This window comes from Ensifer sp. LBL, assembly GCF_050435225.1.
Taxonomy (GTDB): domain Bacteria; phylum Pseudomonadota; class Alphaproteobacteria; order Rhizobiales; family Rhizobiaceae; genus Ensifer.
Genome location: NZ_JBNDJY010000009.1, coordinates 46,516 through 62,460, shown reverse-complemented (window position 1 = coordinate 62,460; position 15,945 = coordinate 46,516). Strand labels below are relative to the sequence as shown.

The window sequence follows — 15,945 nt, the reverse complement described above, 5'->3', positions numbered from 1 at the left end:
GAGCACCGAGACTTGTCGTCTCAATATTGGGAGGAAACGCCATGAGAGTTTTGAAATGGACGCTTGCGGCCACATCTGCGATGTCGGTCTTCGTCGCCCCGAACGCCTTCGCGGCGACGGAGCTTGCCTGGTGGCACGCAATGACGGGCGCCAACAACGAAACCGTTGAACGGCTTGCGAAGGAATTCAACGAAAGCCAGTCGGAATACAAGATTGTCCCCGTCTTCAAGGGCACCTATGGCGAGACGCTGAACGCGGGCATTGCTGCATTCCGCTCCAAGCAGGCTCCCGCGATCCTGCAGGTGTTCGACGCCGGCAGCGGCGTGATGCTGGGCGCCGAAGGCGCCGTGGTACCCGTGGCGGAAGTGCTTCAGAAGGGCGGCTACGAGTTCAACAAGGACCAGTACCTGCCGGGCATCGTCGCCTATTATTCCAAGGCTGACGGGACCATGCTGTCCTTCCCCTTCAACTCGTCGTCCCCGATCCTCTATTTCAACAAGGACGCCTTTACGAAAGCCGGCATCGATACGGCCAAGCCGCCGGCCACCTGGCCCGAGGTCTTCGAAGCGGCCAAGAAAATCAAGGCGAGCGGGGCAGCAAATTGCGGCTTCACCTCGACCTGGCTGACCTGGATCCAGACCGAAAACTTCTCTGCCTGGAACAACGTGCCCTACGGCACGAACGAAAACGGGCTTGCCGGCCTCGAAGTGGAACTGAAGATCGACGCGCCGCTCTTTGTCGACCATTTCCAGTCGATCGCCGATCTCGCCAAGGACGGCACGTTCCGCTACGGCGGCCGCACCTCTGAGGCCAAGCAGCTGTTCATGTCGGGCGAGTGCGCAATTCTGACGGAATCCTCCGGTGGTCTCGGCGACATCGTCAAGTCGGGCATAAACTATGGTGTCGGCGAGCTTCCCTATTATGAAGGCCATGGCCCGCAGAACACCATCCCCGGTGGTGCAAGCCTCTGGGTCTTCGCCGGCAAGAGCGACGCCGAATACAAGGGCGTGGCCGAGTTCTTCCACTTCCTCTCGAAAACGGAAACTCAGGCCCAGCTTCACCAGGTCTCTGGCTACCTGCCGGTGACGCTTGCAGCCTACGAGGAGACCAAGAAGTCCGGCTTCTACGAAAAGAACCCGGGCCGGGAGACGCCGATCAAGCAGATGATGGGCAAGGCACCGACCGAAAACTCCAAGGGCGTCCGCCTGGTCAACCTTCCGCAGGTTCGCGACATCCTCAACGAAGAGTTCGAAGCGATGCTTGCCGGCCAGAAGGATGCCAAGACCGCGCTCAGCGAAGGTGTCGTGAAGGCAAACGCTGCGATCAAGACGGCGATCGGCAACTGACCTCCAAACGAAATGTCCGCATCGCCCGCAAGGCGGTGCGGACTGGTTTTTGATGGGGAGGGGAGACCATGCAGTCCGTCGTATTTCCAAACAAGGTGCTGCCGTATCTTCTGCTGGCACCGCAGATCGTCTTGACGGTCATCTTCTTTTTTTGGCCGGCCAGCCAGGCGCTCTACCAATCGGTGCTGCGCGAGGATCCGTTCGGCCTGAAATCCGGCTTCGTCGGTCTCGCCAACTTCCGGGCGATCCTCGCCAATCCCGACTATCTGCATTCGCTCAAGGTCACGGTGGCCTTCAGTGTTGCGACAGCGCTGTTGTCGATGGCGCTCGCGCTGCTGCTCGCAACGGCGGCCGACCGGGTGGTGCGCGGGCGCAACGTCTACCGTACGCTCCTGATCTGGCCCTATGCGGTTGCCCCGGCCGTGGCCGGCATGCTGTGGCTGTTCATGTTCAACCCGGCGATGGGAACCTTCTCTTACATTCTGCGCCGCAATGGCTTTGCGTGGGATCCGCTGCTCAACGGCAACCAGGCGATGTTCCTGGTGATCGTCGCGGCAGCCTGGAAGCAGATCAGCTACAACTTCCTCTTCTTCGTCGCCGGGCTGCAGGCAATCCCGAAGTCGCTCATCGAAGCGGCAGCCATCGATGGCGCCCGCGGCACCAAGCGGTTCTGGACCATCGTCTTCCCGTTGCTCGCGCCAACTACGTTCTTCCTGCTCGTCGTCAACACCGTTTACGCCTTCTTCGATACCTTCGGCATCATTCACGCGGTCACCGGCGGAGGCCCCGCCAAGGCGACGGAGACGCTCGTCTACAAGGTTTACAACGATGGCTTCGTCAATCTCGACCTCGGCAGCTCGGCTGCCCAGTCGGTGATCCTGATGGTCATCGTCATTGCGTTGACGGCGTTCCAGTTCCGCTTCGTCGAGAAGCGGGTCCACTATTCGTGAGGCGCCGATGATCGAGAATCGTCCCATATCAACTGCGATCAGCCACCTGATACTCGTCATCGGGATCATCATCGTCGCGCTGCCGATCTACTATACCTTCGTCGCCTCGAGCCACAGCTCGATCGAGATCGTGCGGCCGCCGATGTCGCTCGTCGTCGGAGATCACCTCGTCGAGAACTATCGGGAAGCGGTCGGCGGCGGCGTCGAGCGCGTCGTCGGCGTCAGCCTTGAGCGTTTGCTGTTCAATTCGACGGTCGTGGCGATCGCGATCGCCGTGGGTAAGATCGTCATCTCCTTCCTGTCGGCCTTTGCGATCGTGTTCTTCCGCTTTCCGCTGAAGATGCTGTTCTTCTGGATGATTTTCATCACCCTGATGCTGCCGGTCGAGGTGCGCATCCTGCCGACCTACAAGGTGATCGTCGATCTCGGCCTGATCGACACCTATGCAGGGCTGACGCTGCCGCTGATGGCTTCGGCGACGGCAACGTTCCTCTTTCGCCAGTTCTTCCTGACGATACCGGGGGAACTGGTGGAAGCGGCGCGCATCGACAATGCCGGTCCGTTCCGCTTCATGAAGGATATCCTGCTGCCGCTTTCGGCAACGAACATCGCGGCGCTCTTCGTTATCCTCTTCATCTATGGCTGGACCCAGTATCTCTGGCCGCTGCTCGTCACCAACAACGCGAAGATGAACACGATCATCATCGGGCTCCGGAGGATGATCGATTTTACCGACGCCTCGACGCCCTGGAATTATGTGATGGTGACGGCGATCCTTGCGATCATCCCGCCGATCCTCGTCGTCGTGCTGATGCAGCGCTGGTTTGTCAAAGGTCTTGTGGAGACAGAAAAGTAATGGCTGAAATTACCCTGAATGACGTCCGCAAGACCTATGGCACGGTGGAAGCGATCAAGGGCGTTTCGCTCGACATCAAGGACGGAGAGTTCGTCGTTCTTGTCGGGCCATCCGGTTGCGGCAAGTCCACGCTGCTGCGCATGATCGCCGGGCTCGAGAACATCAGCGGCGGAGATATCCTGATTGGCGGGCGTCGCGTCAACGATGTCGAGCCGGCCGAGCGTGATATCGCGATGGTCTTCCAGAACTATGCGCTCTATCCGCACATGACGGTGCGCCAGAACCTTGCCTATGGGCTCAAAAACCGGAAGACACCGGCGGCCGAGATCGAGCAGCGCATTGCCACGGCCGCGCGCACGCTCGAAATCGAGCCCTATCTCGACCGCAAGCCACGGCAGCTTTCGGGCGGCCAACGTCAGCGCGTTGCCATGGGGCGGGCGATCGTTCGCCAACCCGCCGCGTTTCTGTTCGATGAGCCGCTGTCGAACCTCGATGCGAAGCTGCGCGGGCAAATGCGCATTGAAATCAAGCGGTTGCAACGTTCGCTCGCAACGACGAGTGTCTATGTCACGCACGATCAGATGGAGGCGATGACCCTTGCCGACCGGCTTGTCGTCGTCAGCGCCGGTCGTATCGAGCAGGTCGGCACGCCACTGGAACTCTACGAGAAGCCCGCAACCACCTTCGTCGCCACTTTCATCGGCTCGCCGTCGATGAACCTGCTGCACGGCAAGAATTTATCGGCGGGATGGACGCTCGCCTCGGATGCGGCCCGCCCGAATGGCGACTACACGCTCGGCGTCCGTCCGGAAGACATTTCGCCGATGTCAGCCGATGCCCCGGCGCGAGCCTTCGAAGCGACGGTTCGCATCGACGGCATCGAACTGGTCGGCGCCGAAAGCCTCATACACGGTCGCCTCCAAAACGGAGACGAGTTGGTCTTTCGCGTTTCCGGGCGCGCGCGCAACGAGATCGGTGACGAGGTGAAGGTCGGGGCGAACACAGAAGCACTCCATATGTTTGACGGTAGCGGGAACCGGCATGGATGATGGCCGGAAGGTCGGCGCGAGATCAGCAGAGGTTCGTTGATGTATCGCGAGCGTAGACTGTTGAATTGTTGGAGGACGTTGGGAGCTATGGTCACGACCACAGGGAGCGTAGAGGTTTGCCCTGTGGTCGTTTCTTTCAGGGCGTCTCGCTAAAACAGTCCGAAAGGACGCTCGCAGATTAGTTCCATAATGTATGTTATGCGACTTAAGGCGCAGATTGGGTGGGTCCACGCATCGGCAGATCGCTTCCTGCCCAACGTTTCAGCTTGGGTCGTCGAGGTTGAACTGCCGCATCTCCTCGTTATAGCCGAAGAGTTCTCCATAACGGCCCCATGCTATGACCGTGCGCACGGTTTGTTCGGCATCGTCTTCCGACATGTAGTCTTCAAGTTCTTCTGAGAAGCGCGCAAAGGGTGCGTGGTGGCTTGGCCGCTCGTCGAGCACGCGCCGGATAAGGGCTGCAAGCGGGACGTAAGCTAGAAGGTGCTCGGCAAACAGGCGCTTGCGATTGTCGACTTCGGCAGCGGCAAAGCGCTGCCCCGCCTCCGTCAGCTTGACGTCCCCCGCTTCCAGCTCGGCAAAACGCATGAGCTGCAGGGCTTCGAGGATCGGAAACAGTTCGCCCGCCTCCAGTTGCAGGCTTGCGGCGAGATCGGGAAGATCAGCCTCGCCGTCGAAAGGCGCCTGCGCGAGCGCTTCGATCAGGCCCGAGAGACGGTTGGTCGAAAGCCGGGGCAAGGCCATCGCTATGCCGGTCCCGGCGAAGCCGCCCGAAATGGGCTTCTCCACTTTTTCCAGCGGCGCCCGCCGTGTCATTCGCGCGTAGATGTCATCAACGACTTGTCGGAACGCCGGGTCCAGCCGGTTGCGTGGATGGATCAGGTCGATCGCGATCTCCGCCGCAACCCGGCCGGGATTGGACGAAAAGATCAGGATGCGATCGCACATGAGCACCGCCTCTTCGATGTTGTGCGTCACCATCAAGATCGACTTGATCGGCAGACGCCCTTCGATCCAGAGGTCGATGAGGTCCGTGCGCAGCGTTTCCGCCGTCAGCACGTCCAGCGCCGAAAAGGGCTCATCCATGAGCATGAGGCTTGGATGGACGACAAGTGCGCGGGCAAAGCCAACACGTTGCCGCATGCCCCCCGACAGTTCTTTCGGATAGGCGCTCTCGAAGCCGTCGAGGCCGATCAGGTCGATCGCATCGATCGCGCGGCGGCGGCGCTCGGCTGTCGGCACGCCAAGCGCCTCAAGCCCGAGTTCGACATTCTGAAGCACGGTGAGCCACGGAAAGAGTGCAAAGCTCTGGAACACCATGGAAATGCCTTCGCTCGGCCCCGTCACCGTATGACCGCGCCAGAGCACCCTTCCCGCGGTTGGCGTAACCAGACCGGAAACAATGCGCAACAGCGTCGACTTTCCGGAGCCGGAACGCCCGAGCAATCCGACGATTTCGCCTTCGGTGATCTTGAGCGCGACGTCGTCGAGCACCACAAGATCAGGACTGTCGCTCTTGCTATAGGTCTGCCGCACGCCTTCGAGTTCCAGAAGCTGGTTTTTCGCGGCACGGACAGAAGAGCTTGTGGTGTCGGCCAAATCCATCTGGAACCTCTTACTCAAGACGCAGGCGCCGGCCTGAAAAGGCATAGAGCGGCCGCCAGACCAACCGATTGAGCAGGATGACGAACAAGGACATGACGGCGATACCGAGCACGATGCGGGGATAGTCACCGACCCTCGTCGCCGCAGCGATATACGCGCCGAGGCCATGCGCCGTGAGCGTCGTGTCGCCCCAGTTCACGACCTCGGCGATGATCGAGGCGTTCCAGGCGCCGCCGCTCGCGGTGATCGCGCCCGTCACGTAGTAGGGGAAAACGCCCGGAAGGATGGCCTTGCGCCACCAGTTCCAGCCGTGGATCCGGAACGTTGCCGCCGCCTCCTTGAGGTCGTTGGGAAAGGCGTTGGCCCCGGCGATCACGTTGAACAGGATGTACCACTGGGCGCCCAGGATCATGAGCGGGGAGAGCCAGATTTCCGGGTTGAGCCCGAGGCGGACGATGGCGACGACGGCAAAGGGAAACACGATATTGGCCGGGAACGCCGCCAGGAACTGCGCCAGGGGCTGCATGCGCTCCGCCACGCGCGGTCTCAGTCCAATCCAGATGCCGATCGGCACCCAGACCAGCGTCGCAAACACCATCAGAACAATCACGCGCAGCATGGTCAGAAGCCCGAGCCCGGCGACCGCGACGACATCTGCAAAGGCAAGCTCGGTCGCGATGAACCGTGCGACCAGCCAGAAGGCGTAGGCTGCAACGAGAGCGACGATCGCAAACCAGGCGCGATCCGCCCAGGCAGTCATTGTAACCCCGCTCAGCCGGGTGGGCACAAGTGAAGGAACCGCCAGCCGCCGCTGCAGAATACGCCCGACGATCGCCCCGGCCGGCACGAGCAGAACCTGCAACAATCGCGTTCTGCGCACCACGTCCAGGAGCCATGAACGCGGCGCGGCGCTGCCGGCGGAGAGTTCGACCCTGAATTTGTCGCTCCAGGCCACGAGCGGACGGAAGAGCAACTGATCATAGATGAGGATCACCGCAAACATGGTCGCCGTCGCCCAGCCGACGGCGACGAGGTCCTGCTGGGCGATGGCAAGCGCGACGTAGGAGCCGACACCTGGCAGCGTGATGGTGGTGTTGCCGACCGAAATCGCTTCCGACGCCACGACGAAGAACCATCCGCCCGACATCGACATCATCGTATTCCAGACGAGGCCCGGCATGGAAAAAGGAACTTCGAGCCGCCAGAAGCGCTGCCATAACGAAAGCCGGAAGCTGCGGGCCGCCTCGTCGAGGTTGGCCGGCACGGTCTTCAGCGATTGGTAGAAGCTGAAGGTCATGTTCCAGGCCTGGCTGGTGAAGATGGCGAAGATCGCTGCAAGCTCCACCCCGAAGACGTTGCCGGGGAAAAGCGACATGAAGCCGAGAACGGTGAAGGACAGAAAACCGAGCACCGGCACCGACTGCAGAATGTCGAGCAACGGAATCAGCACGACCTCCGCCCGCCGGGATTTGGCGGCCAGCGTCCCATAGATCAAGGTGAAGGCGAGCGAGGCTGCAATTGCCGCCAGCATGCGCATCGTTGTGCGTAACGCATATTCCGGCAGCATGGCCGGATCGAGTGAAACGGGTGCGGTCGAAAGCGATGAGAGCGGGGCGAACGCCTCATGTCCGCCATGGGCAATCAGGACGAGCGTTGCAAAGAACAGGCAAAATGCGAAGAAATCCCAAAAATTGGGCGCATAGCCCGAGCGGCGAACGGCTTCCATTGCGGCGTGGTGCGTGGCCATTGTTACGCCCCGTTGAACGAATGCAAGCAAGTCTCAATACTACCGCTTCCACAAAACCGTGAGCCGAACGGGCGACCGCAGACGATGTGAATTTTCGCGACTCTTCTCTCAATCCGAGCCTATCTCGGGTGATTGTGCGCTGCATGAAAGCATAGTCAAGGTGGTAACGCTGCAGGCCGAACGATCGATGATACTGTCCGTCCGAGGCGGGAGGGACGTCTCAAGAGAAGGCCAGAACCCTTTGATAAGGCGAAGGCAATCGCGGAGCTGCATCGACTGCGGATTGACAGTCGGAGGAAATGGGCGGATAGCCGGGGTAACGTTTTTTAGGGCTTCAAGACGCCCTGCTCCCAGGCTTCTGCCTTTGGCAGCGCGCCGTTGACGGTTTAGATGGGCCAGGCCGGCTAGGAAGCTAGGCTCGAGGTCTCGGCCACCCTGCCCGGCAAACCGGCAAGAATTCCACGCGGACAATCAGAGGACACAATGGAAACGGTAGAAATCAGCGATCGCAACGACTTTGCACTTTGGGCCATTCAGCGCGCACAGGAAATCGTGACGGGAGAAGGTGCGGCCTTCGCAATCGCAGCCCAGGGCGCAGACGAAGAAGCCCTGTCGCAAACCGCGGCTGCCCTCGGCAAGGCGATCAGCGAGGCCATGCTCGAGGTCTTCGACGGTCTCGTCGCCTCATAAATTCAATCTGCGCCGAATTGGCTCCCGTTCCCGTCTCGCGATCCGCGATTAGCGGACGGTACGGATATCTCCCAACGAGATCGGGACCGATCTTCAGCGTCCCAAGGCCCGATGCGTATTGTCGAAGGAAGCCGACGCAGGCCGGCTCCCTCCAGATTGAAGCATCAGATCACGCCGAGCGCGTCCATGGCTTCGGCGACCCGGACGAAGCCGGCAATGTTGGCTCCGAGGACGTAGTCGCCGGGGTTGCCGTATTCCTCGGCGGTCTCGGCGCAACGGTCGTGGATCGACTGCATGATAATGGCAAGCCGCGTTTCGGTCTGCTCGAACGTCCAGCTGTCGCGAGAGGCATTCTGCTGCATCTCGAGAGCCGATGTCGCAACACCGCCCGCATTGGCGGCCTTGCCAGGGGCAAACATGACCCCTGCATCCTGAAAGATGCGAACCGCTTCGGGGGTCGACGGCATGTTTGCCCCCTCACCCACTGCAATGACGCCGTTCTTCACCAGGGTGCGGGCGTCCTTGCCCGTCAGCTCGTTCTGGGTCGCCGAGGGCATCGCGACATCGCAAGGAACGTCCCAGACGGAACCGCCCTCCACATAGTGCGCCCTGGAGCCTTTCAGTCTGGCGTACTCGGATATCCGCTCGCGGCGAACCTCCTTGATCTGCTTGACCAGTTCGAGATCGATCCCGTCCTCATCGACGACATAGCCGTTGGAGTCGGAGCACGCCACGATCTTGCCGCCGAACTCCGCAACCTTTTCCATGGTGTAGATGGCGACGTTTCCGGATCCCGATACGGTCACGCGCTTGCCTTCGAAATCGAGGCCCTTGGTGCTGAGCATCCGTTGGACGAAATAGGTCGCGCCGAAGCCCGTTGCCTCCTTGCGCGCACGCGAGCCGCCGTAGATCAGCGCCTTGCCTGTCAGCACGCCGGCCTCGTACCGGTTGGTGAGCCGCTTGTATTGGCCGAACATGTAGCCGATCTCCCGGCCTCCGACGCCGATATCGCCGGCAGGAACGTCGGTATATTCGCCCAGGTGTCGATGAAGCTCCGTCATGAACGACTGGCAAAATCGCATGATTTCCCCATCCGAACGGCCCCTCGGATTGAAGTCGGAACCGCCCTTGCCGCCGCCGATCGGCATGCCCGTCAGGGCGTTCTTGAAGGTCTGCTCGAAACCGAGGAACTTGATGATCCCGACGTTGACGGAAGGATGAAAACGTATCCCGCCCTTATAGGGTCCAAGCGCCGAGTTGAATTGGACGCGGAAACCGCGGTTGATCTGTACCTGCCCGGCGTCATCGACCCAAGGCACCCTGAAGATGATCTGCCGCTCCGGTTCGCAGATCCGTTCTATAAGGGCCTGTTCCGCATAGCGCGGGTGCTTGGCAATGACACGCCCCAGACTTTCAAGCACTTCGCGTACGGCCTGGTGAAATTCCAGCTCGCCGGCGTTGCGCCTCAGCACTTCCGTCAGAATTGGTTCCAGCTTCTCATCGACATTCAAGATGGTTCTCCTCATGCGCGCAGGTTCTATGCGCAGACCCTCGCGCATTATCGGAAGCAGAGCGGCAAGTGAAGATTTATTTCCCGTCACCATGCAATTCGTGATTGCCGACCTGGCGCGCTGGTTTTTCATGGAAAAAGGTGCGCAAGGCGTCACTCTGACAGGCACGCCCGAGATAGAGGCGACCGTGCTCGGTCGCCTCTCCGACAACGCCTCCTCTTCCAGGGCAAAGTGCGTAAGCTTCCGGTGATGAACTGAACGTCACTCCTCTCGGAAAGCTCGAAGCATTTGGTCGGTAAACGGTTTCGTGAGATAGGAGATGGCCGTGCGCTCGTCCGTCTGGACATAGACTTCGACCGGCATACCCGGCATCAGCTTGCGGTCGCCGAGCTTGTCCAGCGCCTGGGTGATGTCGACCGTGGCGAGATAGTAGGGTTGTCCGGTGGCGCGATCGATCGTCGTTGCGGCGGCGACCACACCGACCCGACCATCGAGTTCCGGGGTCGTGCGCTGGTTGAAGACAGTGAAACGCAGGCGGCTGGCCTGGCCCGGTGCGATGCGGTCGATGTCGACCGGCGGGATGCGGATTTCGACAGTAAGATCATCGTCCTCGGGCACGATCGACATCACGCTGGCGCCGGGAGCGATGATGCCGCCGATCGTGTGGACCTGCAGGTCGTAGACGAGGCCATCGACGGGCGCGCGCACGTCCATGCGCGACAGCCGGTCGCGGGCAGCGACCTCGCGCTCGCTGAGTTCGGCGATCTTCGCCTCGATGCCGACGATCTGGGTCTGGGTTTCCTTGCGGGTGTTCTGGTCGATGGCGAGCAGCTTGATGCGCAGTTCGCTGATCTGCCCGACTGCTTCTGCGATCCGCGCAACGAGTTCGCCCTTGGAGCCGTCGATGCGGGCCATCTGCCGCAGCAGGTCGCGGTGTTCGGAGACCGGCACCAGGCCGCTCTTCAGCAAGGTCTCGAGCTTGGCGATCTCCTTCTCGACGATTTCCCTTTCGGCGTCGCTCGAGCCGGTCTGGGCTTTGAGGCCGCGGATCTGCTCCTCGAGCTGGGTGATCTGCAGGCGCATCTGCTCTTCCTGGCTGGTGATCATCCGGCGGTTGGCCTCAAACAGCTTGAGTTCGCTCACCTTCAGTACCTCGCTGACATCGAGGCCTTCGAAGGAGACGGCCGCTTCGCCATCCCGCTCGGCCTTCAGCCGGGCTCGCATGGCGTAGAACTGCTGCAACTGGCCGCGCACGATCGCAAGCTCCACCCGGGTCTGTGTCTCGTCCAGACGGATGAGCACGTCGCCCTTCCTGACCTGGTCGCCGTTGCGCACTGCAATCTCGGATACGATGCCGCCGTCGCGGTGCTGGATGAGCTTGACCTGCTGGGAGATGGCGACCTGGCCCTGGGTGATCACGGCCCCGGAAAGCCGGGCATGGGCGGCCCAACCGCCGACGCCGAAAAGCAGAGTGGCGGCAAAGGCGGCGGAGACGACGATGCGCGAGGTGATGCCGAACTGGCTGCTGTCCTTCGCGATCTTGTCTTCGGCCTTGGTGGTCCTGCTCTCGTTCTCTCTGCTGATCATGGCCTTCTCCCGGTAACGCGTGACATCTCTGGTTGATGCTGGTGGTGTGTTTGCGATTGCTTAGACGGCGTCTCTCTGCTGCTCCCCGGCCGTCTCGATGGCGGCGAGAATGAAGTCCTGCTCGGTCAGCGCGTGGCGGCCGGCGATCAGGAACTCGAGGTCCTCGTCGCGCTCGAGATCGATGACGGCGCGCACGACCGTGCGCTCGCTGTCGCTGAAAGTCTCGTGATAGAAGGTGATGCGGTTGACCGGCGCCGGGCTGCCGTCGTCGGCAAAGGGCGCAAAGGCGAGGCCGCCGATGGCTTCGGCAATCTTCGACAGGTCGATGCGGTCGCCGACCTGGAAGTCGCGGATCTCATCGCGCCCCTCCCCGCCATTGGCAAGGGCGGCGAGGCTGCGGAAGACGAAGATGTCCGCCCCAGCACCTCCGGCCAGGAAGTTGACGGCATTGCTGGCGACGATGATGTCGTCGCCCTTGCCGCCGATCGCGGTTTCGACGGAACTCAGGCTGTCGTTGCCGATCTCGACGCCCGTGGCAATGCCGCGGTCGAGATCGATCACCACGGCCTGCGTCGCTGCGGAGGCATCGTAGCGATCGACGCCGTCACCGCCGTCGATCGTATCGTCTCCGTCGTCGGTGCCGGGCAGGAGGACCACGACGAAAGTATCGTTGCCATCCTCGCCCTTCAGTTCGTCGTCGCCGTCACCGCCGACGAGCACGTCATCGCCGTCGCGGCCACGCAGCCTGTCGTCTCCGTTTCCGCCAAACAGCATGTCGTCGCCGCGGCTGCCGGAAATCCGGTCGTTGCCGCGCCCGCCGACGATGATCTCGAAGTCTTCGATGCGATCCTCGCCGATCTCGTCGCCTTCAGCGATGCCGGCCTCCATATCGGCGAGAACCGCCTGCACCAGCGCGGACAGATCGAGCGTGTCGATGCCATCGCCGCCGCTATAGGTGTCATCGCCGTCATCGTCAGCGTCGCCGCTGCCATCGAAGGCGAGCACCAGGATCGTGTCGTTGCCGGCGCCTCCGGAGACGACATCGTCGCCCTTGCCACCAATCAGCGTATCGTCGCCGGCATTTCCAGCAATCACGTCGTTGCCGTCATTGCCGATCAGCGTGTTGCAGCCCTCGTCGCCGGTGATCCGGTCGTCGCCGGAACCGCCGATCACGCTTTCGATGCTCTCGATCGTGTCGGAGCCGATTTCCGCGCCTGTCGCAGTGCCTGCGGCGAGATCGATGAAAACCGTCTCCTGTGCGCTGCTGGCGTCGAGCGTGTCATGGCCTTCGCCACCGGAATAGCGGTCGTTACCGTCGCTGGCGGGCGGCGATGCGCTGCGCGCTTCCTCGGCGGTAAGGCCGGTGACGATGATGTCGTCGCCCGCACCGGCAAGCACTGTATCCTCGCCGGAACCGCCGGTCAGCCGGTCGTTACCGGCTCCGCCGTCGACGAGATCGTTGCCGGCATCGCCATCGAGAACATCGCGGCCTTCCTCGCCAAACAGGCGATCGTTGCCAGCACCGCCGGAGAGATAGTCGTCGCCGGCCTCGCCAAGCAGGATATCGTCTCCCTCCTCGCCATAGAGATGATCGTCCCCCGCCCCGCCGAACAGGATGTCGTTGCCGCGCCCGCCAAAGAGGCGGTCGTTGCCGGCTTCACCATAAATCGTGTCGTTGCCATCGCCGCCGAGCAGCGTGTCGTCGCCGCTGCCGCCGAGGATGATGTCGTCGGACTCGCGGCCATAGACGATGTCGTCACCGCCAAGGGCCGCGATGATGTCCTTCTGCGGCGTGCCACGCATCACGTCGTCGCCCTCGGTGCCGCGGATCTCGTTCGCCGGCCAGTCCATCAGCGTCATCGACGCGCCGTTGACGGTACGGCCGGTGCCATCCGAGACCGAATAGGTGAAGGTGACTTCGCCGAGATCGCCACGCCCCGGCGTATAGAGCCACATGCCCTCGCCGTAGGAGCGGATAGAACCATTGGATACCGTCAGGTTGGCGATCGACAGCCCGTCGCCGTCCGGATCGACCGTGTTGGTGAGCAGGTCATTCAACAGGATGACGGCCGAGAGGTTCATCAGGCCGTTGGCGAGCACATTGCGTCCGGTGACAACAGGCAGGCGATTGCTCCGAGCACTGCCGTCGTCGTCATCGTCACCATCGCCGGGACCACCGGGCTCGTCATCATCATCGTCGTCGTCATCGCCACCGCCGGGGCTGCCGCCGTCATCATCATCATCATCATCGTCATCGCCCCCCTCCCGTCCGGGTGGCGAACTGCCGAAGGACGCCAGACCGGGGAAGTCGAAATCCAGCGGGCCGTTGTCGTTGGCGGGGCGTGCGCCTGTCTTGTAGGGCCGCTCGTCGATGAGGTCGGTTGTGGGCTGGCCGTCATCGAAGGCAAGCCGCACCGAGGAGCGCAGGCGGCCGAGCTTTGCCGGGATGGCTTCTTCCGGAAACGCCAGGTCTTGCAGCAGCGACTGAACGTAGGCGGCGGCATCCTCGATCGCCCCGAGCGCCCCGGACATGTCGAGCACGTCGCTCGGCTGGCCGGGACCGACAGGTGCGGGATCCGGGTCGTGCTTTGCCGGTTCGCTTTCGCCTTCCTTGCTGCCGAACACCGAACCGAGCGCGCCGAGGAACAGCGCTGACAGCACCAGCCGCCCACGCTTGCGCTCGGGTTTGTCGGCGATCGCGTACCGGTTCATCGGCGCGATCGCCTGCTGGCTGTCGGGGCGCTTCAGGATGAGCTTTTCGTCCATGACATCCTCCTCGGCCTGCGGCCGAACCTCTCAGGGTCTCTCACTCGGCCGCCGCCGACACCCGTTGCGGCGGCTGTCCGCCAGCGTCCGCGCGCCGCGTCTTTTCGACCACCAATGGCCGGGTCTTCTGCGACGGCAGGATCTCCTCTTTCGGACCGAAGGCGACCAACCGACCGCCTTGCACCAGGCCGATCATGTCGACCGTCTGCAGGGCGCTCGGGCGATGGGCGACGATGACGACGATGCCGCCGCGCTCGCGCACATTGAGGATCGCCCGGTTGAGCGCTTCCTCACCTTCGGCATCGAGGTTGGAGTTGGGCTCGTCGAGCACCACGAGAAAAGGGTCTCCATAGAGTGCGCGTGCCAAGGCGATGCGCTGTCTCTGGCCCGCGGACAGGGCGGTTCCATGGGGACCAAGCTCGGTCTGGTAGCCGTTCGGCAGGTGCACGATCATCTCGTGAATGCCGGCGGCCTTGGCGGCGCGGATGATCGCCCGCGCGTTCGGCGCCTCGGCGAAGCGCGAGATGTTGTCGGACACGGTGCCATCCATCAGCGCCACGTCCTGCGGCAGGTAGCCGACATGCTGGTTGAACAACCCTTCCGGCCATTGGCTGAGATCGGCGCCGTCGATGCGCACGGCCCCGCGCAGCACCGGCCAGATGCCGAGTATGGTGCGGGCGAGCGTCGTCTTGCCGCCACCCGACGGGCCGATCAGTCCCACAGCCTGGCCGGCCTTCAGCTCCAGGCTCACCTCGCTCAGAAGCACAGCACCGGTCGAAGGCGCGACCGTCGTCACCTTGTCGAGGCTAAGGCTCTGCTGCGGTGCCGGCAGGTCAAGATTGCCGCTGCGTTCGTCGAGTACGCCGAGCGTCTCGTTGAGGCGGTGATAGCTGCGGCGGGCGGCAACGACGCCCTTCCACTGCGCGATTGCCAGGTCGACCGGCGCCAGCGCCCGGGCGGTCACGATCGACGAGGCAATAATCGAGCCGGCCGACATCTGTCCGCGGATCGCCAGATAGGCGCCGAGCCCGAGGATCGCCGATTGCAGGATCATGCGCAGCACCTTCGACAGGCCCGACAAGGTGCCGCCGATGTCGGAAGTTTTGGTCTGACAGTCGAGGTGGCGGCGGTTGGCCTTCTCGAAGCGCGCCACGGCCCGGCCGGTCATGCCCATTGCGTGCAGCACGTCGCTGTTGCGGGCGTTGCTCTCGGCAATCGAGCTGCGCGCCACCGAGGCCTTTATCGTCGGGCTGGAATGGCGCCGCGTCATCACTTCGGCGATCAGCGTCAGCAGCGCCAGAACCAAGGCGCCGCCGAGCGTGAGGTAGCCGAGCATCGGATGCAGCAGCCAGACGAAGGCGAGATAGATCGGGATCCAGGGCAGATCGAACAGCGCCACCGGTCCCTGGCCGGCGAGAAAGCCGCGCAGCGTGTCGACATCGCGGCCGCGTTCGGTCGCCTCCGCCGTCGAATAGCCGAAGCGCGGCATTTCGATCACCACCTTATGGGCGAGCGGTGCCAGTTCCGCGTCGAGCCGGGCGCCGAGACGCACCAGGATCTGCGAACGGATGACGTCGAACAGACCCTGGAACAGGTAAAGCCCGACCGCCAGAACGGAGAGCGCCACCAGTGTCGAGATGCTGCCGCTGGTCAGCGCCCGGTCATAGATCTGCAGCATGTAGAAGGCGCCGGTCAGCGCCAGGATGTTGATGATGCCCGATAGACCGAAGAGATAGATGAGGATACCGCGCATGCCGCCAATCTTGTGTTGCGGCTCTTTCTTCTTGCTCATGATGAGAACCCCTTTTGCCCGCCCCGCATTCCATCCCGGCCGGCCT

12 protein-coding genes are annotated in these 15,945 nt (G+C 62.5%); 6 read left to right on the top strand and 6 right to left on the bottom strand.

The annotated features are described in order from the left end of the window. Positions 1-41: 41 nt before the first annotated feature. The 4 genes from ugpB (at position 42) to OKW20_RS28925 (ending at position 4,201) form a co-directional block, all read left to right on the top strand. Positions 42-1,346 (top strand): sn-glycerol-3-phosphate ABC transporter substrate-binding protein UgpB, encoded by a 1,305-nt coding sequence (gene ugpB, locus OKW20_RS28940; RefSeq protein ID WP_043612506.1) that lies wholly within the window; start codon positions 42-44, stop codon positions 1,344-1,346. A 68-nt stretch (positions 1,347-1,414) separates the two neighbouring features. Beyond that, on the top strand, positions 1,415-2,296 hold the full coding sequence (ugpA, locus tag OKW20_RS28935; protein WP_043612503.1) for a sn-glycerol-3-phosphate ABC transporter permease UgpA: 882 nt from the start codon (positions 1,415-1,417) through the stop codon (positions 2,294-2,296). A 7-nt stretch (positions 2,297-2,303) separates the two neighbouring features. Continuing rightward, positions 2,304-3,152, top strand: coding sequence for a sn-glycerol-3-phosphate ABC transporter permease UgpE (gene ugpE / locus OKW20_RS28930; protein ID WP_429177756.1), 849 nt, complete (start codon positions 2,304-2,306; stop codon positions 3,150-3,152). Further along, positions 3,152-4,201 carry a sn-glycerol-3-phosphate import ATP-binding protein UgpC gene (locus tag OKW20_RS28925; RefSeq protein WP_429177754.1) on the top strand — a complete coding sequence of 350 codons (1,050 nt, stop codon included), beginning with the start codon at positions 3,152-3,154 and terminating at the stop codon, positions 4,199-4,201. Before ugpE ends, OKW20_RS28925 begins: the two co-directional genes overlap by 1 nt. Positions 4,202-4,462: 261 nt before the next feature. Here OKW20_RS28925 and OKW20_RS28920 read toward each other — a convergent pair whose 3' ends face one another. Both OKW20_RS28920 and OKW20_RS28915 read right to left on the bottom strand, forming a co-directional pair. Beyond that, on the bottom strand, positions 4,463-5,806 hold the full coding sequence (locus tag OKW20_RS28920; protein WP_429177752.1) for an AAA-associated domain-containing protein: 1,344 nt from the start codon (positions 5,804-5,806) through the stop codon (positions 4,463-4,465). Positions 5,807-5,816: 10 nt separating this feature from the next. Further along, on the bottom strand, positions 5,817-7,553 hold the full coding sequence (locus OKW20_RS28915) for an ABC transporter permease (protein ID WP_429177747.1): 1,737 nt from the start codon (positions 7,551-7,553) through the stop codon (positions 5,817-5,819). A gap of 483 nt (positions 7,554-8,036) precedes the next feature. Here OKW20_RS28915 and OKW20_RS28910 point away from each other — a divergent pair, with 483 nt between their 5' ends. Next, complete coding sequence (locus tag OKW20_RS28910; RefSeq protein ID WP_043612491.1) at positions 8,037-8,243, top strand: hypothetical protein; 207 nt, start codon at positions 8,037-8,039, stop codon at positions 8,241-8,243. 164 nt (positions 8,244-8,407) lie between these two features. On the opposite strand, the gene gdhA is transcribed toward OKW20_RS28910, so the two are convergent. Then, positions 8,408-9,754, bottom strand: a complete 1,347-nt coding sequence (gdhA, locus tag OKW20_RS28905) for an NADP-specific glutamate dehydrogenase (protein ID WP_429177731.1) — start codon at positions 9,752-9,754, stop codon at positions 8,408-8,410. A gap of 1 nt (position 9,755) precedes the next feature. On the opposite strand from gdhA, the gene OKW20_RS28900 reads away from it, so the two are divergent. Beyond that, complete coding sequence (locus OKW20_RS28900) at positions 9,756-10,004, top strand: hypothetical protein (protein WP_429177729.1); 249 nt, start codon at positions 9,756-9,758, stop codon at positions 10,002-10,004. An 11-nt stretch (positions 10,005-10,015) separates the two neighbouring features. On the opposite strand, the gene OKW20_RS28895 is transcribed toward OKW20_RS28900, so the two are convergent. Genes OKW20_RS28895 through OKW20_RS28885 form a run of 3 tightly spaced genes read right to left on the bottom strand, consistent with a single transcriptional unit; the run spans position 10,016 to position 15,899 of the window. Next, entirely contained in the window at positions 10,016-11,341 is a 1,326-nt protein-coding gene (locus OKW20_RS28895; protein ID WP_429177727.1) for an HlyD family type I secretion periplasmic adaptor subunit, read from the bottom strand. Positions 11,342-11,401: 60 nt separating this feature from the next. Further along, positions 11,402-14,107 carry a calcium-binding protein gene (locus OKW20_RS28890; RefSeq protein ID WP_429177725.1) on the bottom strand — a complete coding sequence of 902 codons (2,706 nt, stop codon included), beginning with the start codon at positions 14,105-14,107 and terminating at the stop codon, positions 11,402-11,404. Positions 14,108-14,147: 40 nt separating this feature from the next. After that, a complete protein-coding gene (locus OKW20_RS28885; protein WP_429177723.1) occupies positions 14,148-15,899 on the bottom strand; it encodes a type I secretion system permease/ATPase in 1,752 nt (583 codons plus the stop codon). Between the last annotated feature and the right edge of the window lie 46 nt (positions 15,900-15,945).